Source organism: Thermosipho sp. 1074 (assembly GCF_001999655.1).
GTDB lineage: Bacteria > Thermotogota > Thermotogae > Thermotogales > Fervidobacteriaceae > Thermosipho > Thermosipho affectus.
The window spans coordinates 1-24,235 of sequence record NZ_LBEX01000017.1; the positions used below are offsets into that span (position 1 = coordinate 1).

General features: G+C 32.3%; 25 protein-coding genes and 1 tRNA gene. 12 read left to right on the forward strand and 14 right to left on the reverse strand.

The window, feature by feature from the left end; genetic code table 11:
- Positions 1–128 precede the first annotated feature (128 nt).
- The 5 genes from amrS to XO08_RS06055 are packed head-to-tail and all read left to right on the forward strand — an operon-like array spanning position 129 to position 4,208.
- Positions 129–1,109 carry an AmmeMemoRadiSam system radical SAM enzyme gene (amrS, locus tag XO08_RS06035; RefSeq protein ID WP_075666116.1) on the forward strand — a complete coding sequence of 327 codons (981 nt, stop codon included), beginning with the start codon at positions 129–131 and terminating at the stop codon, positions 1,107–1,109.
- A complete protein-coding gene (locus XO08_RS06040; protein ID WP_075666117.1) occupies positions 1,082–2,137 on the forward strand; it encodes an FAD:protein FMN transferase in 1,056 nt (351 codons plus the stop codon). The genes amrS and XO08_RS06040 overlap by 28 nt, the downstream gene beginning before the upstream one ends.
- Before the next feature lie 12 nt (positions 2,138–2,149).
- Positions 2,150–2,491: a YbaB/EbfC family nucleoid-associated protein gene (locus XO08_RS06045; RefSeq protein ID WP_075666118.1), complete on the forward strand. Its 342-nt coding sequence runs from the start codon at positions 2,150–2,152 to the stop codon at positions 2,489–2,491.
- Between the two features lie 8 nt (positions 2,492–2,499).
- A complete protein-coding gene (locus tag XO08_RS06050; protein WP_077287647.1) occupies positions 2,500–3,165 on the forward strand; it encodes a rhomboid family intramembrane serine protease in 666 nt (221 codons plus the stop codon).
- Positions 3,166–3,167: 2 nt separating this feature from the next.
- Complete coding sequence (locus XO08_RS06055) at positions 3,168–4,208, forward strand: hypothetical protein (RefSeq protein WP_077287649.1); 1,041 nt, start codon at positions 3,168–3,170, stop codon at positions 4,206–4,208.
- A gap of 18 nt (positions 4,209–4,226) precedes the next feature.
- Here the strand turns inward: XO08_RS06055 and XO08_RS06060 are convergent, their stop codons facing one another.
- Positions 4,227–4,754 carry a hypothetical protein gene (locus tag XO08_RS06060; RefSeq protein ID WP_077287651.1) on the reverse strand — a complete coding sequence of 176 codons (528 nt, stop codon included), beginning with the start codon at positions 4,752–4,754 and terminating at the stop codon, positions 4,227–4,229.
- A gap of 157 nt (positions 4,755–4,911) precedes the next feature.
- On the opposite strand from XO08_RS06060, the gene XO08_RS06065 reads away from it, so the two are divergent.
- Both XO08_RS06065 and XO08_RS06070 read left to right on the forward strand, forming a co-directional pair.
- Positions 4,912–6,159: a L,D-transpeptidase family protein gene (locus XO08_RS06065; RefSeq protein ID WP_077287653.1), complete on the forward strand. Its 1,248-nt coding sequence runs from the start codon at positions 4,912–4,914 to the stop codon at positions 6,157–6,159.
- 1 nt (position 6,160) lies between these two features.
- The gene (locus tag XO08_RS06070; RefSeq protein ID WP_077287655.1) at positions 6,161–6,787 is read left to right on the forward strand and encodes an SDR family oxidoreductase; all 627 of its coding nucleotides are present in this window, start codon (positions 6,161–6,163) and stop codon (positions 6,785–6,787) included.
- On the opposite strand, the gene glgX is transcribed toward XO08_RS06070, so the two are convergent.
- The 7 genes from glgX to XO08_RS06105 form a co-directional block, all read right to left on the reverse strand.
- A complete protein-coding gene (gene glgX, locus XO08_RS06075) occupies positions 6,760–8,949 on the reverse strand; it encodes a glycogen debranching protein GlgX (protein WP_077287657.1) in 2,190 nt (729 codons plus the stop codon). The two genes, XO08_RS06070 and glgX, sit on opposite strands and share 28 nt — an antisense overlap.
- 1 nt (position 8,950) lies before the next feature.
- Entirely contained in the window at positions 8,951–9,376 is a 426-nt protein-coding gene (locus XO08_RS06080) for an OsmC family protein (protein WP_077287659.1), read from the reverse strand.
- A gap of 14 nt (positions 9,377–9,390) precedes the next feature.
- On the reverse strand, positions 9,391–10,029 hold the full coding sequence (locus XO08_RS06085; protein WP_077287661.1) for a cytochrome c biogenesis CcdA family protein: 639 nt from the start codon (positions 10,027–10,029) through the stop codon (positions 9,391–9,393).
- 1 nt (position 10,030) lies between these two features.
- Positions 10,031–10,702, reverse strand: coding sequence for a thioredoxin fold domain-containing protein (locus XO08_RS06090; RefSeq protein WP_077287663.1), 672 nt, complete (start codon positions 10,700–10,702; stop codon positions 10,031–10,033).
- 139 nt (positions 10,703–10,841) lie between these two features.
- Complete coding sequence (locus XO08_RS06095; RefSeq protein ID WP_077287665.1) at positions 10,842–11,084, reverse strand: glutaredoxin family protein; 243 nt, start codon at positions 11,082–11,084, stop codon at positions 10,842–10,844.
- Positions 11,085–11,096: 12 nt separating this feature from the next.
- Positions 11,097–12,047: a thioredoxin-disulfide reductase gene (gene trxB / locus XO08_RS06100; RefSeq protein ID WP_077287667.1), complete on the reverse strand. Its 951-nt coding sequence runs from the start codon at positions 12,045–12,047 to the stop codon at positions 11,097–11,099.
- Between the two features lie 12 nt (positions 12,048–12,059).
- Positions 12,060–12,722: a thioredoxin family protein gene (locus tag XO08_RS06105; RefSeq protein ID WP_077287669.1), complete on the reverse strand. Its 663-nt coding sequence runs from the start codon at positions 12,720–12,722 to the stop codon at positions 12,060–12,062.
- 169 nt (positions 12,723–12,891) lie between these two features.
- Between XO08_RS06105 and XO08_RS06110 the strand changes: the two genes are divergently transcribed.
- The 5 genes from XO08_RS06110 to XO08_RS06130 all read left to right on the forward strand — a co-directional run bounded on the left by XO08_RS06110 (position 12,892) and on the right by XO08_RS06130 (position 14,824).
- Positions 12,892–12,981, forward strand: a tRNA-Ser gene (locus XO08_RS06110).
- 69 nt (positions 12,982–13,050) lie between these two features.
- Positions 13,051–13,590 (forward strand): NUDIX domain-containing protein, encoded by a 540-nt coding sequence (locus XO08_RS06115; protein WP_077287671.1) that lies wholly within the window; start codon positions 13,051–13,053, stop codon positions 13,588–13,590.
- A complete protein-coding gene (locus XO08_RS06120; protein ID WP_077287673.1) occupies positions 13,587–14,186 on the forward strand; it encodes a hypothetical protein in 600 nt (199 codons plus the stop codon). The genes XO08_RS06115 and XO08_RS06120 overlap by 4 nt, the downstream gene beginning before the upstream one ends.
- Positions 14,187–14,199: 13 nt before the next feature.
- Positions 14,200–14,610: a flagellar export chaperone FliS gene (fliS, locus tag XO08_RS06125; protein WP_077287675.1), complete on the forward strand. Its 411-nt coding sequence runs from the start codon at positions 14,200–14,202 to the stop codon at positions 14,608–14,610.
- Positions 14,611–14,623: 13 nt separating this feature from the next.
- Positions 14,624–14,824, forward strand: a complete 201-nt coding sequence (locus tag XO08_RS06130; RefSeq protein WP_075666133.1) for a hypothetical protein — start codon at positions 14,624–14,626, stop codon at positions 14,822–14,824.
- Between the two features lie 23 nt (positions 14,825–14,847).
- Here XO08_RS06130 and XO08_RS06135 read toward each other — a convergent pair whose 3' ends face one another.
- The 6 genes from XO08_RS06135 to XO08_RS06160 all read right to left on the reverse strand — a co-directional run bounded on the left by XO08_RS06135 (position 14,848) and on the right by XO08_RS06160 (position 24,086).
- On the reverse strand, positions 14,848–16,080 hold the full coding sequence (locus tag XO08_RS06135) for a DUF1015 domain-containing protein (RefSeq protein WP_077287678.1): 1,233 nt from the start codon (positions 16,078–16,080) through the stop codon (positions 14,848–14,850).
- A gap of 164 nt (positions 16,081–16,244) precedes the next feature.
- The gene (locus XO08_RS06140; protein WP_077287680.1) at positions 16,245–17,249 is read right to left on the reverse strand and encodes an ABC transporter ATP-binding protein; all 1,005 of its coding nucleotides are present in this window, start codon (positions 17,247–17,249) and stop codon (positions 16,245–16,247) included.
- Positions 17,230–18,234, reverse strand: a complete 1,005-nt coding sequence (locus XO08_RS06145; RefSeq protein ID WP_077287682.1) for an ABC transporter ATP-binding protein — start codon at positions 18,232–18,234, stop codon at positions 17,230–17,232. Before XO08_RS06145 ends, XO08_RS06140 begins: the two co-directional genes overlap by 20 nt.
- 6 nt (positions 18,235–18,240) lie before the next feature.
- On the reverse strand, positions 18,241–20,763 hold the full coding sequence (locus XO08_RS06150; RefSeq protein WP_075666137.1) for an ABC transporter permease: 2,523 nt from the start codon (positions 20,761–20,763) through the stop codon (positions 18,241–18,243).
- Between the two features lie 13 nt (positions 20,764–20,776).
- Positions 20,777–22,210, reverse strand: a complete 1,434-nt coding sequence (locus XO08_RS06155) for an ABC transporter permease (RefSeq protein WP_075666138.1) — start codon at positions 22,208–22,210, stop codon at positions 20,777–20,779.
- Between the two features lie 52 nt (positions 22,211–22,262).
- Complete coding sequence (locus tag XO08_RS06160; RefSeq protein WP_075666139.1) at positions 22,263–24,086, reverse strand: ABC transporter substrate-binding protein; 1,824 nt, start codon at positions 24,084–24,086, stop codon at positions 22,263–22,265.
- Positions 24,087–24,235 lie beyond the last annotated feature (149 nt).

Here is a 24,235-nt window from a genome sequence, read left to right on the forward strand (position 1 = left end):
TTAATTCTCATACCTTACCCACCTCCGTGTGTGTTATTCAGAGTGCCTTGGACATTAATCTTATCGGAATTTTTGGAAAAAACTTTAAAGTTTTTTTGTGGTATAATTTTTTTAGGGTGGTGTTAATTATGAAAAAAATGGCAACGTTTTTTGATGAAAAAGATGGTGGGATTGTTTGTGAACTTTGTCCACGTAAATGTTTTTTAAAAGATGATCAAATGGGTTTTTGTAAAGTTAGAAGAAATGAAGATGGAATTTTGTATACCATGAATTACGGTGAAATAAGTGCTATTGCAATGGAGCCAATTGAAAAGAAACCGTTTTTTCATTTTAGACCAAAAGATAAAGTATTTTCCATAGGTTCTTGGGGATGTAATTTTTCATGTGGTTTTTGCCAAAATTGGGAAATTTCTCAGGTTAAACCTGCTGTAAAAACTGTTACTCCTGTACAAATTGTTGAGATGGCTAAAAATAGTAATTCAGGTGGGATAGCATTTACTTATAATGAACCTATTGTGGGATATGAATTTGTGCTTGATACTAGTAGAATTTCTCATAAGGAAGGTTTGTATAATGTTTTAGTTACTAATGGTTATATAGAATTGGAACCACTTTCGGTATTAATACAAAATATTGATGCGATAAATATTGATGTAAAGGGAAACGAGAGTTTTTACAGGGAAATTGGGGGGGATTATAATCATATTTTAAAGGTTATTGAATTTTTAAAATCAAGAGGAATACATGTGGAGGTTACAACACTTGTTATTCCAGGGAAAAATGATAATGAAGGGGATTTATCAAAGATTTTCGAAGATATTTCGAAAATTGATAGAGATATCCCATTGCATTTAACTAGGTATTTTCCAGCGTATAAATATGATATTTCTCCAACTCCTATTGAAAAATTGGAAAAATTATTTTATATTGCAAAGGAATTTTTGAATTTTGTATATCTTGGAAATGTATTTGATAAAAAGTTTGAAACCACTTTTTGTCCAGAGTGTCATACGGAGTTGATTGTAAGGGACGGTTATAAAGTTGAGGTAAAGAATCTTACAGAAGGAGGAATTTGTAAAGTATGCGGAAAAAAAATAGTAAAGATTTGAATCGACTTTCGAGAATTTCTTTGATATTTACAATTCTTTTGGTAGTGTTGATTGGTGTAGTTTTAATTACAAGTTTTTTTAAAAAAAATGTAAAGTATGAAACTTTTGAAACATTTTCTTTAGGGACATATGTACAGTTGAGAATTTCGACAAAATCCAATGCAACGATAATTGCAAGAGAGATTTTTCAAGAGCTTAATAGAATAACAAAAAAATTTGATCCGTACAATCCAGAATCAATTATTTACAAATTGAACAACAGCAACGGATGGTTAGAAGTTGACGATGAAACTTTTGCCGTAGTTGATTTGTCACTACAATATGCGAAAATTACAAATGGAAGTTTTGACCCTACTTTGGGAAGACTTGTAAAACTTTGGGGATTTGATAAGTTTGCGGAAAAAGAAAATAAAACCTTTAAAGTTCCAGCGAGAGTGGAAATTGATAAAGTGCTAAAAAAGTGTGGTTATGAAAAAGTAGAAATGGATTACAAAAATAGAAGGATAAAGACGAATGGTGTTTGGCTTGATCTTGGAGGGATTGTAAAAGGATATGCACTTGAAAGGGCTTATCAAATTGCAAAGGAAGCAGATCAAGAATGTACAGGTTTTATAGAAGCAGGAGGAGACATTAGGATATTAGGGCCCAAGTTTGGAAGAGATTATTGGATTATAGGGATTAGAAATCCGAGGGGAAGTGACAGTATAGATTATATATACCTTAAAAGTGGTGCTGTCGCAACCAGCGGAGATTATGAGAGGTTTTTTGTAGTAAATGGAAAAAGATATCATCATATATTGGATATTTCTACAGGATATCCCGCGACAAGTGCTATAAGTGCGACTGTTATTGCAGACGACGCTATAAAAGCCGATGCATTTTCTACTGCAGCTTTTGTTTTAGGAAAGAATAAATGGCTTTATACAAGGACTATTATGCCCAAAAATAATGCGGATGTATTTTTGGTTACCGATGAGTTGAAATATTTAAAAACAGATGGTTTTGTATATTATGAAAATACATATTAAGGAGGTTTTGAAATGAAAAAATTGAAAAGTTTTGGTGGAAAGAATCTTGGTGGTAAATCTATGAATCAACTTCAAAAAATTCAAGAGGAAATGCAAAAGAAACTTCAGGAAGTAGAGGGAAGTTTTGCAAATATGGAAGTTGAAGTTAGTGTTGGAGGGGGAGCAATAAAAATAGTAGCAACAGCAGATAGAAAGGTAAAGGATATAGAATTAGACGAAGATTTATTAGAAGATGGTGAAACACTTAAGGACTTGTTAATTGCTGGTATGAACGAGTTGATGGAAAAAATTGAAAAACTAAGAGAAGAGGAAATGGCAAAAATTACTCAAAGCTTTCTTCCATTTGGAATATGAGGTGAATTATGAAAAAAGAAAGTTTTTATTACCTTATATTAGTGAATGTTGTTATTTTACTCTTAATTGAAATACTGAAATTTTTTAGTTACAATGAGGTTATGTTATATTTGATGTTTGGTGCACAGTATGGTCCGTTGGTTTCCAGTGGACAGTGGTATAGAATTATTACTGCAATGTTTGTCCATGGAGGTTTTATTCATTTAATATTTAACATGTATGCTTTGTATTTTTTAGGACGTATCGTTGAGAATGTGTATGGTACTGATAAGTTTTTATCGCTTTATTTTTTGACTGGTATTGTTGGAAATGTAGCAACCCATTTGTTTTATTACAAATCTTTTTCAGTAGGGGCTAGTGGAGCCATTTTTGGATTAGTTGGAGTGTTATTTGCAGCGGGATTTAGAAGAGATACGCCATATACTTTAAAACCTCTAACTGGTAGTGCTTTATTACCGATGATTTTGGTAAATATCTTTTTAGGATTTATGCCTGGTTCTAATATAAATAATGCTGCACATTTGGGTGGTTTCTTTAGTGGAATGGTTTTGGGATATTTTGTCCCTATGTATGATTATTCTTGGAATGTCAGAAAAATCTGGAAGATATTAAAATGGATTTTAATTTTGTTGGTTATAATTTCGTATTTTTTATTATTCATTAATGAGGTGTAAATATGAGAAAAGTTGTATTATTTTTTCTTTTGTTTTCTATCACTTTTTTTGGAGAATTTTTAATGCTTTATCCTGAACATGGGTTACTTGTAAAAAATATTTCTGATGGCTTTATATTACCTGAAAAGTGGAGAGTGGAAAGTATTCAAGGTAGTTTTCATGTAAAAGATATTTTTATTGATGAAAAATTAAAATATGTACCAAATATAAAGGGAAATTTTGTTTATAAAGATGGAAAGTTTGTTTCAAATGATGGTAAGGAATACAAAATAATTGATGGATATTTTTTCGAAATAACACAACATCCCAAGGTGGTCAAGAAGATATTTTTAGATACGAAAAAGGCAACGGCAACTTTTTTGGTAGATGGAAGGTACAGTTTTTCTTATATTTTAAACGAAAATGTTTTATCTCAATTTTTAAATATTTATGCAGATGTTGATAGGGCTTTTGTTTTTGTAGTTTCAGAGCCTCAACAAAATAGATGGTTAATGAAAGGATCAGGCGAAACAAATATTCAAGGTAAAAAAGTCTACCAATTAGGTGAAATTGAAGATTTAAGAAATGAAAGAACTATTTTGATTGATAGGATGAAAGTGGAACGCTTAGATTATAACTACGTTGAACTATATGATTATGTAACGAATTGGAATCCCACAAAAAGGATGGTATACATAAAGACATTAAGACAGTTACCTGCTGGAAAAATTACGGTTTGGTCAAAATTATATAATAGGTATTTGCCATTAGATCAGGCTTATTTGCCGGATACAAATGAAGAGATTGAAATATTTTTAGGATATTCATGGAATAATTGGTATAAATGGAATGTAAAAACATCTCTTAATTTGGGGAATAGAAAGAGAATATCTGGAGAGTTGAGTTTAAAAGGAAGGGGAGTATATAAAATAAAGATATTTGGGAAGAACATTGGTAGTATAAAAACCAATGTAGAAGTTATTGAAAAAAACGAGAGTTACATTATTTTACTTGCACATAATACTCAAACTATCTTTATTGAATATGAAAAGGATAAAAATTAAGCCTGGAAATTTCCAGGCTTAATTTTTGGCTATTTTATCTATAAATGTAAGTGTGTCAAAGACTCGAAAATAATAATTTGGGCTGTTATTCCAAAAATTCAAAGCTTCTATTACATTAAAGTTAGTTATATTTTTCATTATAAGATATAGGTATCTGTATGCTATTCTTATTTGAAGCTGTGGAAATTTTATAAGTTCATCGTGAGGAATTTTCTGAGCAAGTGTTTTGATTTCAGGAAAGAAAATGGAAACATAATCAACAGCTGACTTGTGGAGTTGACAATAACCAACTGCATGACCACTATCACCGTATAAATTTTTAAAACCACTTTCAGATACAATTAGTGATACAAATATTTGATAGGGTACTTGTGGAAATCTTTCGTATTCTTCAGAGACTGTATATGCGAGTAATTTTGCACGTTCTTGAGAGACATTGTAGTATTTTGCAACTTTATATGTGTATTGATAAGCTTCTTTAAACATGTTATTAGAGAATAGTACTATTGATATAATAATCAATGTTAGTACAATGTGTTTTTTCATATCAAGTCCACCTCCATAAATATATTTTTTGTATTGTGATTATAATATATTTTTTCTTTACTTTTGTGTACATATATATACGATAAAAGAACAAAATCTTCACAAATGTTAACTAATTTGAACTAATATTAAGTTTTAGGTGTGATATAATAAAAATATGAAGAAAATTTACGTGATTTCATATTTATTTCTTACAGTACTACTTTTTTCGGCGCATTATGTAGAAGTTCATACCGTTACTGCTACGGGGACTGTTTTATCCATAACACCGTATTATGATGCTGTCAAGGCACCAAAAGTTTATATTTATGGGCCTACAGGTTTTGTAAGAGCAAGAAATATTGGGAATAATCTTTACGAATTTGAGGATGGAAAGTTTAGTTGGATTGTACCTATAATTTTTGGGGAAAATAGATTCGGACAGATTGTTACTGGTGTACTTCCTGCGCCGGTTATTGATGTATACCAATATAAAAAAAATGTTAGTGTTAAGGTGCTTACCAACCCGAAAGATTTGTCTTTAACTGTGAAGGTGGATACAGATTATGATGTTGTTTCCGGGTATATTGATGGAGATAAAATGATTTTAATTAAGAGCGATAGTGGTTATATACTTTATACAGATAAAAAAAGAAAAGAACATCAAAATATCTTAAAAATAACTGTTAAGGTTGATGAAAAAAAGAGTAAAGATGTAACATATAAATTATTTACTTTAAATGGGTTTACAACTTATCTTCGAGGTGATTTTACACCGTATGTTTTTAACAAAATTACTACCCATGTAGTAAAGAGAGGAGAAACATTGTGGGAAATTGCCAAAAATTATGGTGTAAGAACGGCTGATTTACAAATTATAAACAAATTGGATGACCCTAATAAAATATATGTGGGTATGAGATTAGATATAGGAAAGGTGCAGTTTACAGAAGGATTAACATCTATAGTTGTTAACCTTGCAACTTCTAGGTTAGCGGTATATTATGCGGGAAAATTAGTAAAAATCTTTCCCGTAGCAATTGGAAGAAGTGATTCAATGCCCCCAGGAATTTATTGGATTTTTGATAAACAAATTGATCCCGCACTTTATTGGTTTGGAGAATATATTCCTCCTCGTTCGCCAATTAATGGATTGGGAACTAGGTTTTTGCAACTTTCGAATCCCAAATATGGAATTCATGGAACAACAAAGCCATGGGAAATAGGTAGGAGAATATCACATGGTTGTGTTAGAATGTTCAATAGAGATGTCGAGACATTAGATTCTTTTGTTGATTTGGGAAGTCCCGTATTTGTGGTAAAAAATTTTAAAGATTTTCCGGAGAATTTGTCTAATATTCCTGAATTTGTTAAATTTAAGATTCAGACGGAAAAAATAAGAAACAGGGAGAATAAGGGAGGATAGTATGAATATATTAATTACAGGGGCAAATAGGGGAATTGGTCGAGCATTACTCCTTGAAGCACAAAGAAGGGGATACACAATTATTGCCACAATGAGAAATTCAGTTGAGGGTGCATATTATTTAGATTTATCAGAAAAAGATTCAATAGATAAATTTGCAGATGAGTTGGTTGAAACTGTAGATATCTTAATAAATAATGCAGGAGTTTTGTATAAGGATAATTTTGGTAATTTAGATTATGAAAACTTCATAAAAACTTTTAAAGTAAATACTTTAGGAGCTTTGTTTCTTACAGAAGCTTTGTATAAAAGAGGAAGATTAAGAAGAGGAGGTAAAGTTGTAAATATTTCTTCTGTGTTGGGATCTATTGAATTGACAAGTGGAACGACTAGTTTTTCATATTCTCTTTCTAAAGCAGCCCTTAATATGGTAACCAAACTTTTATCTGATAAATTGAAAGGTATATCAGTTATTTCCGTGCACCCAGGTTGGGTAAAAACAGAAATGGGTGGAAAAGAAGCGCCAGTCTCACCGAATGATTCTGCAAAGGGTATATTGAATGTAATTGAAGAGATAAATGATACAGGTATATTTGTAGATTATACAGGTAAATTGCTACCTTGGTGATTTTTTTTGCTAATTAATATAACCGAACTTCTAGGTTGAGCGGTATATTTAAATCCTATTTGTTCAGGGATATCTAAGAAATCATTTGGTGAGTCTTTAGATGTGTCAACAACGCGATACCAAGTTTTTTCGTGCAATATAGGAAGTGTAAAGGTGAGAGGTTCTCTCCATTGGTTCAAGATAACAAATATGTCATTATCCTCCGTGGCATTTTCACACAAAAAGTCGTTTCCACTTATCATAAAGGCCAAAGAATGCGAATGGTAGGACCAATCTGGTTCAAATGGTTTTATACCGTGCCAACTAATATCTGCAATACCATCACCAGTTAAGTCTTTCCCGGTGAAAAAGTGTTTTCTACGAAGGGCATGGTGTTTTTTTCTAAAATCAATCATTTTTTTGAAAAATCTAAAAATATCGTAGTATTTTTCTTTAAATGTCCAATTAAGCCAGGTTTTCTCATTGTCTTGACAATACGCATTATTGTTTCCGTATTGTGTTCTGTATATTTCATCTCCCATTAAGATCATAGGTGTGCCATGCGATATCATAAGGATTGTTATAAAGTTTTTTACTTGACGCTTTCTTAATTTTATAATTTCGGGATTATCTGTTTTACCTTCAACTCCATAATTATAACTAAAGTTTTCATTAGTGCCATCTTGATTATTTTCTCCATTTTCTTCATTGTGTTTTTCGTTGTAACTTACTAAATCTCTCATTGTAAAACCGTCGTGGCAAGTTATAAAATTTATACTAGCGTGTGGATTTTTCTTCCCGTATAAGTCTTTACTCCCTGTTATTCTTTGTGCAAGTTCAACAATTACCCCCTCATCCCCCCTAACGAATCTTCTAATTGTATCTCTGTATTTTCCGTTCCATTCTGCCCAACCTTTTGGGAATTCGCCTAAGAAATATCCTCCAGCTGCATCCCAGCCTTCTGCAATAAGTTTTAGGTTATGTAAAATTGGATCTTCTGCTATGTCCTTTAAAAGTGATAAATCTCCTATCCATCTTCCATCTGGAGTTCTCCCAAGTACTGCGGCAAGGTCAAATCTAAAACCATCTACATGCATTTCAGTTGCCCAATATCTTAAACTGTCTATAATCATTTCTTTTACAACTGGATGATTACAATTTAACGTGTTACCGCATCCTGAATAATTAAGGTAATACCTTTTGTTTTTAGGATTTAGCATATAGTATATTTCATTGTCAATTCCCCTGAAATTTAAAGTTGGCCCCAATTCGTTTCCTTCACCTGTGTGATTGTAAACAACATCTAGAATAACTTCAAAACCATTTTTGTGCATTTCTTTTACAAAATCTTTGAATAAGAATACTTGCTCACCAAGTTTTAAACCTATTGAATAGTTTCCGGTAACTGCAAAAAAACTCAAAGGATTATATCCCCAAACATCTTTAAGTCTTTCACCAGTAATAGGATTAATTCTATCAATGGAATTAACGTTAAATTCAAAAATAGGCATTAATTCAATTGTAGTTACTCCTAATTCTTTTAAATGATCTAGTTTTTCAATAATTCCAAGAAAGGTTCCAGGAAATTTTATCTTAGAAGTAGGACTTATTGTGAATAGTCTAACGTGCATTTCATAGATTATAGTGTCTTCCCAAGGTATATGCAATTGCTTGTCATTACCCCAATCGTATTTTGAATCATCTATTACAATTGATTTTGTGGGGCTTTTTGCAGAATCTTCTGTGGAGAAAGATAAATCTTTTAACGGGGAATTTATATCATATCCGTATGCAGAAGATGAATCCCAATCAAATGAACTAGAAATAGCTTTAGAGTATGGATCAACTAGTAACTTGTTATGATTAAACCTTTTTCCATTTTCTGGATCGTATGGTCCAAATACCCTCCAACCATAATATTGCCCATGTTTTATGCCATATATGTAAATATGCCAAATATCCCCTGTTTTATTTGACACGGGATCTAATTCAAATCTATGAGAAGGTTCATCATCGTAGTAGTTTTGATAAAGTTCCAAAACTACTTTTTCGGCATTCCTGGAAAAAATACCAAAATTTACACCTGTATCATCTGGTGTAGCACCAAGTTTTGGATATCCCTTTTTCGTTTTTAAAATAACATTTGAATCGGGGTTATTATACTGTAGAGGATAATCTGCCATATTATTCGTATACAATCTCGTAAGTGAATTCTGGTATCACTTTTTTCAACATGGCAGAGACTGCACAGTATCTATCCTGAGAAAGATTTACTGCTTTTTCTACTTTTTCTTTTGGAGGTTCTCCGTTAAATTTGAATATATATTTTAGATGAATTTTGGTATATACCTTTGGATGTTCAGATGCGTTTTCATAATCTACTTCTAACTTGAAAGATTCCATTTGGTCAATAACTCTCATTTTTCTTAATAATGAAACTACATCCATTCCCGTACATCCCATAAGAGAGTATAAAATTAATTCTTTAGGTCTTGCTCCTGCATCTTTTCCACCTACATTCTCAGAAGCATCAAGTATTAAATCATGACCTGATGTTGTTTTTGAATAAAATAACATACCATTGTAAAAATTCATTTCAGCTTTTGCCATGAAAACCACTCCTTTCAAACTACCATTTTCCCAAACATTATTAGAACACCAAGTAATATTAAAAAGGCTCCGCCAATAATTCTTAGTGTAAGTTCCCATTTATATGCTTTAAAACTTGCGGTTATTAATTTTGATATATATGAGCCAATAGTCAAAAAAGGTATTGATATACCAAGAGAGTATACAAAAAGAAGAACAGCACCTTTTAGCGAATTTGCACTTGCGGCAATTGCTAATATTGAACCTAATATTGGACTACTGCATGGGATCCAGATGATGCCGATAACTCCTCCAAGTAAAAAACCGGTAATAAAGCTGCCACCTTTGAATTTCCACACATTTACTTTTCTTGGCTTTAGTAGTTCTTTTTGAAAAATATATAATGTCCCCATTAGTATAATTATAGAGCCAAATACATAATTAATTATACTACTATATTTTGCAAAGAAAAAACCAAAAATTGATGAAAAAACACCAATAACTGTGAAAAATATGGAAAAACCAGAGAAAAAACCTAAAAGTTTAAGAAGTTTATTTTTGGCAGTAAAAAGTATTCCCAAAAATGCAGGAATTAATGGTAAAATACATGGACTAAAAAAAGATAGTATACCATGACCTAGAGCTACCCAAACACTTATATCTTTATAGAACATATTACTCCTCCAATATAAGTACTCTTAAGGCGCCATTTTTACTTAATTTTTTAGCAATATCTTTGGATTTAGTTAAGTAGACGTTATAGGGATTTATATCCTCATTTAAACTATCTAAAAATATCGAGTTTTTGTCGTTCTCTTTTACAAAATCAAAGTCATCTTTTGAAACAGAAATTATTTTTTTATTCCCTAAATAGAAATCATCTTTTTTTGAGTATACCTTAAAAGTTTCTTTGTAATTTTCGTATAAAAATCTTAGGATATACATAAGTGCTTTTTTAAAATCGTTTAATGGCATATAACCAGGTATTGAGGTAATCGCCTTATCTTGATGCCAAAATACAAATGTTGGAGTTCCCCTAATACCAAACGCCGAAAAAAGTTCGTTGTTTGTAAACTCTTTGTCTAAAAACACTGTTTTTTTATTGTTTGGATTTATTTTTACAAATATATATGCAGCTTTCAAAATTTCTTGAAATTCTTTTGATGATAGTACTTCATTTTCAAATTTTTTGCAGTAAATACAAGATGGAGAAGAGAAATATATTAAAAGAGGTTTATCTTCTATCTTTGCAACTCTATTAGCAATGCCAAGGTCATAGAAAGTATAATCATATGAAAATACAAAAACTGATGTAAGTACCAACAAAGATAGTAACATATTTTTCATGGATTTACCTTCTTTCTTACTTTAAATTTTCTCATTCCAAGTTTTTTAAAAAAGCTTATAACGGGACATCTCATTTTCAACTTTTCAAAAAATTTCATACTATCACTCCTAAAAAACTAAGGGCAGGTGTAACCCTGCCTTAGTTTATATTTAATAATCTGTCTATTTTAGCTTTGTCGAATCCTACAATAACTTGATTTCCAATCTCAATTACAGGCACACCAAGTTGTTTGCTTTTTTTGTACATTCTTTCAGCGGCTTTTTGATCTTTTGAAACATCATATTCTTTAAATTTTAATCCAAGTTGCTTAAAATATTGTTTTGCCTTTTTACAATATGGGCAAGTTGGAGTGGTGTAAATAATAATTTTAACGTGTTGCATTACCCCACCTCCTTAGAAGTATTTTTTTGCAGCATGTTCAACAGCAATTGCCCCATCTGCAGCAGCTGTTACAATTTGTCTGAGATTTTTCTTCCTCACATCTCCGACTGCATAGATTCCTGGGATGTTTGTTTCCATATTCTCGTCGGTAATTATATACCCATAGTCGTCAGTTTGGACTATGTCTTTGATTAAATCACTATTCGGTTTAAGTCCAACATAGATGAATACTCCTTCAGCTTTAATAACTTTTTCTTCTTTTGTTTCGTTGTTTACTATAACAACCTCTTCAACTTTATTAGTTCCTCTGATTTCTTTTACTAGAGAGTTGAGGATTACTTTTACGTTCTTGTTTTGCATAAGCCTATCTTGAAGTACTTTTGCGGCAGTAAGATAGGGCAAATTTTGTACCATAGTAATGCTATTTACCATTTTTGCAAGAAAATGTGCTTCATCACATGCACTATCTCCACCACCAACTACAACAACGTCTTTTCCAGAGAATAAATAACCATCACATGCTGCACAGTAAGTAACACCTCTACCTCTAAATTTTTCTTCTCCGGGAACACCTAATTTTCTTGGAACAGCACCTGTTGCGAAAATAATAACCTTTCCTTTAATTTTCTTACTGTTATCAAGTTCGACGTATTTGTATTCGTTATCGTATGAAATCTTTACCACTTGTGCTGTAACAATTTCCGCTCCAAAAGCTTTTGCGTGCGCCGCAAATTTTTCTCCAAGTTCGCCACCTTCAATTTTAATAAACCCTGGCCAGTTTTCTACAATATGAGTTTGTGTTACAGCACCACCTTCTAATGCTTTTTCAAGAACAACAGCGGATAACCCCGCACGTCCAGCATAAATTGCTGCGGTAAGACCTGCTGGCCCTGCTCCAACAATAATAACATCGTAATATTCCTTTGGTCCGGAGGATATATTTCCCAAGTCAAGGTGAATCATATTTTCACCTCCTTATCTAATAGCTTTTAATACTTCTTCAAGATATTGTGGCTCAGGATATGCTCCTATAAAGAATGTATTTGGATTTCTGTTGATTACTATATGAGGAACTGATGATACACCAAATTGATTACTCAATTCAAAAAATTCATTTGCTTCAATCATTTCGGCTTTTATAAGTGGATTTACTAATGCAAAGTTATGAGCTGTTAACACTGCACGTGGACAGTATGGACATGTAGGAGTTACAAAAACACTAATTGTAACAGGTTTGTCAATTGATTTGAGTTTTTCAATTGTTTCTGCTGAAAGCTCTGGTGTAGCACCTTTTCCAAAAGTTACAATGTCTTGTACAAGTGTGCCAAATTCGTGGCCAGATGGTATGCCATAAAATCTTACACCTTTATCTTCACCATCTTCAAGTGTTAGGATAAGTGCAGGTGTCATTTCAACACCGAATTTTTCTGCTAAATCTTTATTTTCATTTACGTTATATTTTTCCACAACTATCTTATCGGAAAGATTACTTACTTCATCTAAAATTTGCTCTTCAAGTTCGCAATATTCACAATTTTCTTTTGAATCACCAAAGTAAATAAGTTTTACAGTGTTTTTAAGTTCTTTTGAAAATAAATCTTCAAGGTATTTCTTGTCTTCGTTTGATAAAAGTGCCATAATATTACACCTCCAAAAAAATTAATTAATTTCTCCCAGATTTGGGTCCCTTTTATTATACACCAATTTATGTAAATTAGTCTAAACTTAATGTTACAATTTCGGATATAATTTGTCGGTTTTAAATATTGTTGAAATTTTTATAATTTATGGTAATATATTGATGATTGGAGGCGTGCACCGAATTGGCTAAGGGGCCGGTCTCGAAAACCGGTGGGCATTTTTGCCCTTGTGGGTTCGAGTCCCACCGCCTCCGCCAAATGGCAGGGTTATCCCTGCCATTTTTTGTAGTATAATTAAGATGAGAATAGATAAGAGGGGGAGAATAATGGAAAAACTTTTAAAGAGCCAAGAAATTTTTAAAGGAGTATTATTGCACGTGAAAAAGGATGAGGTACTTCTTGAAAATGGTAGGAAAAGCACAAGAGAGTATGTGTTACATCCTGGGGCAGTTGCAGTTGTTCCAATTTTGGACGATAATAAAGTTGTGATGGTGAAACAGTATAGATATCCCATTGGTAGAGAGTTACTTGAAATACCTGCTGGAAAGTTTGATTTTAAAGGGGAAGATCCACTTGAATGTGCCAAAAGAGAACTAAAAGAAGAGACGGGTTTCCAGGCAAAAGATTATACGTATTTGGGATATATACATACTACCCCGGGTTTTTCAAATGAAGTGATTTACATATATCTTGCTAGGAATTTAGTGAAGGGAAATGCCGAACCCGACGAAGATGAGATAATCAAGATAGAAGTCAAGGATATCGAAGAAGTTTTGGAGAAATGTATAAGTGGTGATATTACAGATTCAAAGACTATAATAGGTATTTTTAAAACGTATTTTTTCTTAAGGAGTGGAAAAGAATGATAAAGTTAGTGGTAAATGGGAAGGTTGAAAAATTCGAATCTTCGAAATATGCGAATTTTGGAGAGCTTTTGGACAAAGTTTCTATGAATTTAAAAGGAATGGTTTTAAGTGAAGTAAAGATTAATAAAAAATTGGTTCCGATTAGTAGAATTGATGAATTAAGAAATGCTATTTTAGATAATGAACTTGAAATTGAAATGAATTTTGTACCGCTACAAGAATTTTTTATAACAACCCTATCAGATGTTATTGAATATATCGATAATATCACAAACCTTCTTGGTAAAGTTTCAGATAATATATTGTTAGGGGATAATGAAGGATTTAGCAATATTGTGGATCTTGCAGAGGGTATTTCTTCTATGGAGAATTTGAGGGTAAATTCCATGAAAATGACGGGTTTTTCACCTTCTGATTTTCAATTAAAAGTAGATGGTAATGAAGTTGCAGATATATTGAGAAATTTTGTGGAAGCCCTTGAAAGTAAAGATTTACTAGAACTTTCGGATCTATTGAAGGAAAAGATACCTATTGTTTTAGATTACTATAAAAGTTATTTTCAAAATATTTTAAAAACCTTGAAACAAAATAATTAGGGAAGGTGAAATGATGGATTATACAGAACAAATGGTGAAAACTGCTAGTCCAGCAAAGTTGATAGAAATGTTATACCAAAGGGCTGTAGAATTGTTGGATTTATCTATCGAGAGTATTAATAAAAAAGATTTTCTAAGTGCGAACGAATACATAAAGAAGTGTCAGGATATTATTACCGAACTTAATTTGTCGCTAGACATGAAACAAGGAGGAGAAATTGCTAAAAATTTGAGGGCATTATATAATTACATGTTTAAAGCATTAGTGGAAGCTAATATTAAGAAGGATATAGAAAAAATAACAGAAGTTAGGAATTATCTTTTTGAGCTTTTAGAAACATGGAAAGAAGCCATGAAAAACGTAGGAAATACGGCAAATAAATTACCTGATCCCAATAGACCAAGGCTTAATGTGAGTCTTTGAGGGTGTGAAAGATATGAAATTTGTTTCGAATATTTTCTTTGTTTTAAGCATTGGTTTATTTATAATTTCTGCCGTGTTTTTTGAGATTTCATTGAGATATATGAGAAGGCAAAACGAAAAAAAGAAAAAAGAAAGTGCAAATTTAGGAATAAAGTTTTTAGTATTTGGAGGTATAGTTTTTGTGATTTCAGGTATTTTTGCTTTTTTTGCTTAAAAAAACCCCCAATCTGGGGGTTTTTACATTAAATGTACAATTATTCCACTTTTTAATTTTGGCTCAAACCATGTGGATTTTGGAGGCATGGTTTTTTCTTCGTCAGCAACTCTTAAAAGATCTTCGATATCCGTTGGATATAATGCAAATGCCACTTTATATTCTCCGTTGTTTACCAGCCTTTCAAGTTCTTCAATTCCTTTAATTCCACCAACGAAGTTAATTCTTTTGTCTGTTCTTGGGTTTTCAATGCCTAATATAGGTTTTAATAGATTTTCTTGTAATATCGAAACATCTAGTGAGGAAACCACGTCATTTTCATTGTATGTTCCCTCTTTAGCTGTTAATCGATACCATTTTTCATCAATGTACATGCCAAATTCGTGTTTTTTAGATGGTTTAAATTTTTCTGTTTCTTCAATGTTGAAATTTTCACTTATTTTTTTCAGGAATTCTTCTTTTGAATGTCCATTGAGATCTTTTACAACTCTATTGTAGTCTAATATATGAAGTTGTGTGTGAGGAAATAGTACTGCAAGAAAATAGTTGTATTCTTCTTCACCTGTATGATTTGGATTTTCTTTTGCTAGTTCTTCGGCTGCTCTTGCAGCAGCAGCAGCTCTATGGTGTCCATCTGCAATGTAGAATGCGTCTACCTTTTTGAATGCTTCAACAATTTCGTTGATTTCATTTTCATTTTTAACTATCCAAAGTGTATGGTGTATACCAGATTCATCTGTATAATCATATTCTGGTTCTTTTGTTGTGTGCTTTATTATTAAATTGTCGACTTCTGGGATGGAACGGTACATTAGAAAAACAGGGCCAGTGTGTGCTTTCATTAATTTTACATGTCTTGCTCTTTCGTCTTCTTTATCTTTTCTTGTAAGTTCATGTTTTTTGATTTTTCCATCTTTGTACTCTTTGGTTGAGAAAGTTGCGTAAATTCCCGTTTGTGAATATCCCTTCCATTCTTCTCTATACACGTAAATAGCTGGTTTATCTTCCAATATCATTACTCCATCTTCTTGGAATTGCTCCAATACTTCTTTGCCTTTTAAAATGACCTCATCTGAATGTGTATCAACCTCACCATCAAAATTAATTTCTGGCCTTGTTACTCTATAGAATGTATATGGATTTTTTTGTGCTTCTTTTCTTGCTTCTTCGGTTGTTACTACATCATACGGTTTTGCAGCTACTTTTTCAATCATGTCTTTTTTTGGTCTTAAACCTCTGAAAGGTCTTACTATCATCTTTTCCCCTCCTTTTTTTTATTTGCAGAAAGATTTTAGCATACGAGTTATACATTTGCAATTTTGGTTAGGAATAAAATTTTAAAATAATCAAGTGCTAGCTTATTTTTTCTAAATTATACAGTTTTATGTATAATAAAAGTCCTAGTTCTTTTGAACTAGGACTAAATTTTTCCTTCTTCAACTAAATAGCAAGAAACATAATGTTCATTTCCCAAGTTTTTTAATGGTGGATGTGGATTGTCTTTACAAAGATTAGTTCTAAATGGGCATCTATTGTAAAATCTACACCTTTGAGGAGGATTTATTGGTTTACTTACAGAACCGATTATATTTGGTTCTTCTTTTTCATAGTCTGGGTCTGGAACTGGAACCGCGGAAAGCAATGCTTTGGTGTATGGGTGTAATGGATTAAACAATATTTCTTCTGCATCTGCATACTCAACAATTTTTCCCAAATACATTACTGCTATTTTATCACACATGTATCTAGCAACTGCGAAATCGTGCGTGATATACAAATAACTCATATTATATTTTTCTTGTAAATCCATTAGAAGGTTCATAACACCTGTTCTAACTGAAACATCTAACATTGAAGTTGGTTCATCTGCCACTATAAAACTAGGTTCTAGTACAAGTGCTCTTGCTATTGCAACCCTTTGTCTTTGTCCACCGGAAAGTTCGTGTGGATATCTCCACAAGAAACTAGATGGAGGAGTAAGACCTACGTCTTGTAATAATTTTTCAACTTTTTCTTCTCGGTCTTTCAATGTTCCTATGTTGTGTATATTTAGTGGTTCTGCAATAATATCAAATATTGTCATTCTTGGATTCAAAGATTCATATGGATCTTGAAATATCATTTGTACTTTTTTGTGATATTCCAGATGTGAAGAAAATTGATGTATTTCTTTACCTTCAATGTAAACTTTTCCATCGGTTGGTTTTTCAAGCCCTACAATGACCTTTCCCGTTGTGGTTTTTCCGCATCCAGATTCACCAACAAGTCCCAATGACTTACCACGTTTTATTTCAAATGAAACATCATCGACTGCGTGAACAAAATGACGTACTTTTGAAAATAGTCCCCTATCTGCCGGAAAAAATTTCTTTAATCTTTCAACTTTTAATATAGTATCGACTTTATTAGAGCTTAGTTTTTGCATTTTTTCTCACCTCTTCATTTAAAGGATACCAACATGCTACAAAGTGCCCATTTTCAATTTCCTTGTATTCAGGTTCTTCATTTTTACATTTTTCAGTTGCCCATGGACATCTTGGAGCAAACCTACAACCTTTTGGTGGTTTTAGAAGGTTAGGTGGTTCACCTGGAATTGTTAAAAGTTTTTTCTTTTCACCTACAGTACTTGGAAATGCGTTCATTAGCAAAAATGTATAAGGATGCATTGGATTTTTGAATATATCATGGGAGCTTCCAAGTTCAACGAATTTTCCCGCGTACATAACCGCAATTTTGTCACTTACTTCGGCTATAACTGCTATGTCATGGGAAATGTAAATCATAGCCATATTTAATTGTTTTTGAATTTTTTTCATTTCTTTTAGTATTTTATCTTGAACAATTACGTCAAGAGCCGTTGTTGGTTCGTCTGCTATTATAACTTTTGGATCACAAGATAAAGCTAGTGCTATAACTGCCCTTTGCTTCATTCCACCACTGTATTGATGAGGATATTGTTCCATTCTTTTTGGATCAAGTCCTACGAGTTCAAATAACTTTGCTACTTTATTTTTTGCGTCATCAATACTCATTTCCGGATAGTGTGTTAAAATAGCCTCTACGATTTGATCACCAACCTTGTATACGGGATTTAAGGAATTCATAGCTGCTTGAAAAATCATCGCAAGACCTTTCCATCTGTATTTTCTCATTTTATCTTCTGAAAGTGAAATAAGATCAACTATCTTTCCGTTGTCGTTAAAAAGCACTTGACCTTTCTTGAATTCGCCATTTTCTGGTAATAGTCTTAGCATTGTCATTGAAACAGATGTTTTTCCGCATCCGGATTCTCCTACTATTCCTAGACTTTCGCCACTATTAAGGGTGAAATTTATACCATCGACGGCTTTAACGTAACCCATTTTGGTTTTGTAATGCATTTTTAAGTTTTTTACTTCAAGTAACGCCACTTTAAATCACCTCTTTCTAAGTCTTGGGTTTACAATTTCTTCAAGTCCTCTTCCAAGGAAGTAGAAGCCAGAACAGAATATAGTTATTATTAACCCTGCTGGGACCCATAGCCACCAGTATGATCCTATATTTCCAGATGAAAGATATCCTGACGTCCACGCAGTGTTTATCATTATACCCCAACTTATTCTTATTCTTAAAAGTCCAAAAAAGCTTAAAGAGGCTTCTGAAAATACCGCACCTGTCACATTAAACATCATATAAAGGAATGAAAGAGGCATTACATTGGGAATTATGTGGTTGAATATAATATATCTATTACTTGCACCTGCGACTTTTGCAGCTTCAATGTATGGTTTTACCTTTATTGTTAGTGCTTGTGCTTTAATTACAAGTGTTATCCCACCAAAACCGCCTAGTAAACCAAGTATCAATGCAAGCCAAAATAGGTTTAATTTGAAAAATCCTGATAAAACAATCAAGAAAGCAATACCTGGGAATAGTAACATTAAATCGGCAAGTCTCATAAAGAAAGTATCTATAAATCCACCATAATATGCTGCAGTAGTACCAATAATAGTACCAATTGTTACGGTTATAATTGCAGCTAAAAAACCAAGCATAAATTCACTTGGGGTGCTTCTCCAAAGTTGCATAAAGATATCTCTACCACCTGGATCAGTTCCCAAAATATGCCACCTGTTTGGAGGTAATGGATGTTGAATTCCAAGCTTGGATTCAAGGGCAAGTTTGTTGTAGATTGATACTATAAGTTTTTCTGCATCTTTTTTTGATAATTTGATCGGTTTGTTTAAGTGTTCAACGGCTTTTGAAAGATCAGTTTGAGTGTTTAATACATCACTATATTTTTTTACCCAATAACTTTTGTCGTTTAATTTGGATATATATTTTTCTAAAAGAGATTTAAGTAAGTATTTTGATATTACATAGTAATCATTGAATTTATTTAAAAAGTTTATTTCTTCCGTTAGTTGTGGAGTTTTTTCTAATTTTTCAACTATATCCAATCTTTGATAATTAATATCTCCTGCGCTTTTAATGTTATTTATTATAAGATCAAAGTGTTTTGTACCTTTGGTAGCGTATGACAAAAGATTTGTCATAGGAGAGTCAAGTTCTGGAATCAGCTTGGTGTAATCAAGTGAAAGGTAAATTTCGGGTATATTTATTTTGTCAATTGGTTCATTATAAATATTTGATATTATTGTGAGCATGAAAGCTCTTGAGTTTGCAACAATTTTGTAAAGTTCTTCTTGTTTTTTTCTAAAACTTTTTTGGATTTCCGGATATTTTTCTAAGTTATTTTCAAGTTTTGCTTTAGTTTCCGGAGAAAGGTCAAAAGAAATAATGGCAAGGTTAATACCAGAAAGGTTATCTAAAATTATTTGTGGATGATTTAAATCAAATGTTAGATCAAGTTTTTCAAAAATTTTCTTAAGTTCTGAGAAATATTGATTAATTCTATCTAAGTTTGAATTTTTGTTTTCCGGATTTTCTAAGTTAGGTATTTTTTCTTCAGCCAATTTTAGTAAGTTTTTGTAATGTGAATTTTCCAATTTTGATATTATGTTTTTGTCCTTTTTTATTTTTGCGTATGTTAATATGTCCACTAACGTATTGAAAATGGTTGATTTTGCTAAATCAAATGTAGGAATCTTATTTGTTCTGATGATATTTTCAAGGTCATTTTGGCTGTTAACAGAAATTTGTATCTCTATGTCACCATTTTTTACAAGCTCGTTAACTGCGGAGAAGATTTTGTTCTTGGCTTCTGATTTTTCAAATTCAGAATATGTGTTTTTCAACATTTCGTTAAATTTATTCCTTTCATTTTTTCCTTTTATTATTTTTATCCATAAACCTATTGTGGAAACTTCACGACTGTTTTTGTATTCTGAAAGTGCAATTGCTAATGTTTTTGTATCTGCTTTTTTCAATAATTTTTTAAATGAAATTAGTGAAAACTTTTTCCTATTACCAATTTCAATAATGTTTGACAATGGTTTAATTGAAATAAGATTATGCTCTAAAAGTTGAGAAACTTGGGTTTGAAATCTCATTCTTTCTTTTATTGGAAAATAGCTGTCAACGATGGTATCTAAAATATGTCGAAAGGCTTGAGCATAATCAAGGTTTACAAATTGTCTTTGTGCGGCGTCTATTTTTTGTTCTATTTGTTTTTTGAAATCTTCTCCTTGATCTAAAAATGAATACGTGAAGATTCTTGCAGGTGGAATTTCTATGCCTTTAATTACATTTTGTGGAGACATGTATTTTGATATGTATGAAATATCTTGTACCCTTGGATCCGTACCAGTAACAGGATTATAGATACTGTGATCTACAAATTGCCAAGCGATAGGATATGTTAGTGCAAAAATTCCGAAAATTATAATTATTGATAAACCAAAGATTCCCATTTTATTTTCTTTAAATAAATTCCAGTTCTTTTTAAAATTTCTCAAAAATAGCTTAAATTTAATTTTTGTAATGGATTCATTTGCCATCTATTTTCACCCCTCAATATCTAATTCTAGGATCAAGTATTGCATATAGGATATCTGCAACCAAATGAGCTATAAGTATAAAAACACCGGTAAACGTTAAACATCCCATTGCAAGAGGTGTATCTTGGACAAGTGTGGCGTTTAAAAGAGTAAGTCCCATACCTTTCCAAGAAAACATTGTTTCGGTAATAACACCGCCACTAACTGTAGTTGCAAGTGAAAGTACAAAACTTGTAACTAAAGGTAGAAGAGCTGTTCTTGCTGCATGTTTATCTCTTACCACTTTGTCTGGAAGACCTTTAGCTTTAGCAGTTGTAATGTAATCTTCTTTTATTATTTCGAGCATGGTATCTCTCATTACTAACATACTACCTGCAAATCCCAACATTGTGAGGGATAAAACTGGTAATATTACATGGTAAATTATATCCAATGCGTAGTATCCGTATCCATTAAACAACCAGTATAATATAATAATTGAGATCCCAGAAAAGGTTATACTAAGCATAGATACTGTCTTAGATTTTTTAGTTTTCATAAATGTGGCAACAATTAGTCCAACTGTCCAGAAAACAACCATTAAAAATGCACTTAAAAGTAATCTAATAAACACATCCTGTGTTGAAAAACTTACATTTAACCACTTCGATGGTTCTATAAACCCACTAATTGGGAAGATTTTCAGAACAACACCAAAAAGCCAAATCATAATGAGCATAAAGAAAGGCGTAAATATTGTCCAAAAAATAATTCCAACAAAAGTTGCCACTTTATCTGAAATGCCACCGCGTTTCCAAGCTATTCTTTTTCCAAGATTGTATCCTAAGATATATGATGAAAGGGTTGTCATTAAAAATAGAAATACTGTTCGAGGGAGCCTTTCGGCAATGATTTCTTCAACAGGTTTTGGATATTCGGAAAATGATATGCCAAGTTCTAAGTTAAAGAAATTTCGCATATGCTTTGCGTATTTTACGTACCACGGGTCACCAACACCAAATAATTTTTTTATTTTTTCCATCATCTCAGGTTGTTTCATGATTTTTGGATCAAGAAATTTAGAAGTATAATCACCTGGCATTGCAAGGAATATGAAAAATACAACGGTTATATATATTATTAACAAGATTAACATCTGATATATTCTGTTTCTTATAAACTTAAAGAGGCCGGGTAATGGTAGTGAAAATAAGTACAAAACAATAGAAAGCAAATAATTAAATCTTGGACTAAATATAAAGAAGTATTTAAATCCAAAAAACGCTGAAAAATAAAGTAAAAGTGAAATAATCAAAAATATATAATGATGAATTTTTTTTGTATTAAATGCTGTTGTAATTATTGCGAACAGTGGTAATATTACTCCAAAAGAAGTGTATGGATGGATAAATAACAATACAAAAAATACTAATACTATTATTAACTGCATCCAAAGTTTTGTATTCATTTTCACCTCTCCTTTTTGTAGAATTCCCCCTCGAAAAACGAGGGGGGAAGGTTTATTTTACTTTCATTACGTTTTCTGGGAATCCATTGTAGTTTTGAATACCATCAAGTGTATCTGTATATGGAAATTGTATGGTATCTCTATATGCTTCGTAAATTGGTGTTGTAAAGAGTATTATATATGGAAGATCATCTGCAAGTAATTGTTGAGCTTCTTTTATGGCAGCAACAGCTTCGTCAAAATTATCAGCCATTTCAAATTCTTCAACTAAGGCATCAAATTCTGGATTGTTGTATCCTGGGGTGTTAAAACCTTCTGGAGCCATTTGGTCAGATGACCAGAAACTCTTAAAGTATGTTGGAACTCTTCCGATACCCCAACCAAGCATGTACATATCAAAATCAACTTCGTCAAATGCCCTTGTTACAATTTCATTAAAATCGGTGAGTTTCACATCGACGGGTATTCCGAGGTCTTTAGCCCATTGTTCAATGTAAATTGCCGTTGTTGCTCTCATTGGGTCATATTCTCCGGATGGGGAAAGTAATTCAAGATCTGGAACGTATTTTCCATCGGGACCTTTGAGCCCTTTTCCGCGTTTGCTTATAGGATTTGCTGGGTTATTCGGGTTAATTACAGGTTCTTGATCCCAACTAAATCCGGCTTTTTTGAGGAGTTCAACTGCTAGTTGGTATCTTTCGGCTCTTGAGAGCCCTTCTCCTATAGTCTTAACATCAGGATTAAACCAGAACGTATTTGCGGGTGGAACGGGAGTTGCAAGAGGAATTGCTTTTCCCTGAAGGACTCTGTTACAAATATAATCTCTATCTATCAACGCGGCAATTGCTTGCCTGAATTCTTTTATGTTAAATGGGAATTTTCTCATATTAAACGCAAGGTATCTGAAACCAAGTGATGGATTTACCGTTAATTTTATACCAGGTACGCCTTTCAGAGATTCAAATTCACCAGAGGTCAGACCATTTGGATTAAGAACGAAATCCACGTCACCTTTTTGAAGTGCTTGGAGCGCGACAGATTTGTTTCCGTATATTCTGTATATAATTTTATCAATGTATGGACCGTTGGCTACTTCGAGCTTTATGTTTCCATCCGGTTTTGGATTGTTGCTTGTCCATTTATAACCGCTGTTTGGATTTTCAACAACGAAACCTCCATTCTCAAAGTATATGGATTTTTCGCCTTTTGCCCAATAGAAATTATCTTCTACTTCCTTTTTAACTTCTACAAATGCACCTTTTTCGATTTTTCCAAGATTTAATGCTGTAATTCCTGGATCGACTACTTCTTGGCTTAATAACCAGTTAACTGGATTTTCTTGTTTTTTTGCCTTTTCCACATATGTTTCCCAGAAGTTTTTGCATACTATTGCAGTCATAAGGGTGTCATAGTAAATAGTCATAGTTTTTTTCTCTTCAAAATAGAACTTAACTGTCCAAGGATCAATTTTTTCAACTTTTTTTGGTTCATATGCTCCCGTCCAATTACCACCTGGGATTTGGAGTTCTTGGATGGTATTAAAGGTGAATACCACATCATCTGCGGTAAATGGTGAACCATCGCTCCACCTTAAGTCTTTTCTGATTTTTACAGTAACTGTATACATTCCGTCTTCTTCAACTATTTTTGGAATTTCAGCAGCAGCCGCTGGTATTAACATTCCATCTTTATTCATAGATAAGAGTGAAGGATATTTCCAAAGTTGTACATAAAAGTTCCAAGAAGATGAACCTGAACCAAGTAAATTCCAAATATTTGTTGTTGTGATATCTTCGAGTAAAGCATAGTTAACCACTGTTTCAGCAAATAGAAAAATACTAAATAAAATAGTTAGAAATACTAACAAACGTTTCATATAAAGACCCCCTCCTTTTAAGAAATGTAATGTTGGCAAAGTTTTGGTAACCGACATGATATATTATACATAAATTGAAACAAAAAAGTCAAATAAAATAGATAGAAATATTGATAGAATATGTTTATATTAGAGGTAGAGGTGATAGT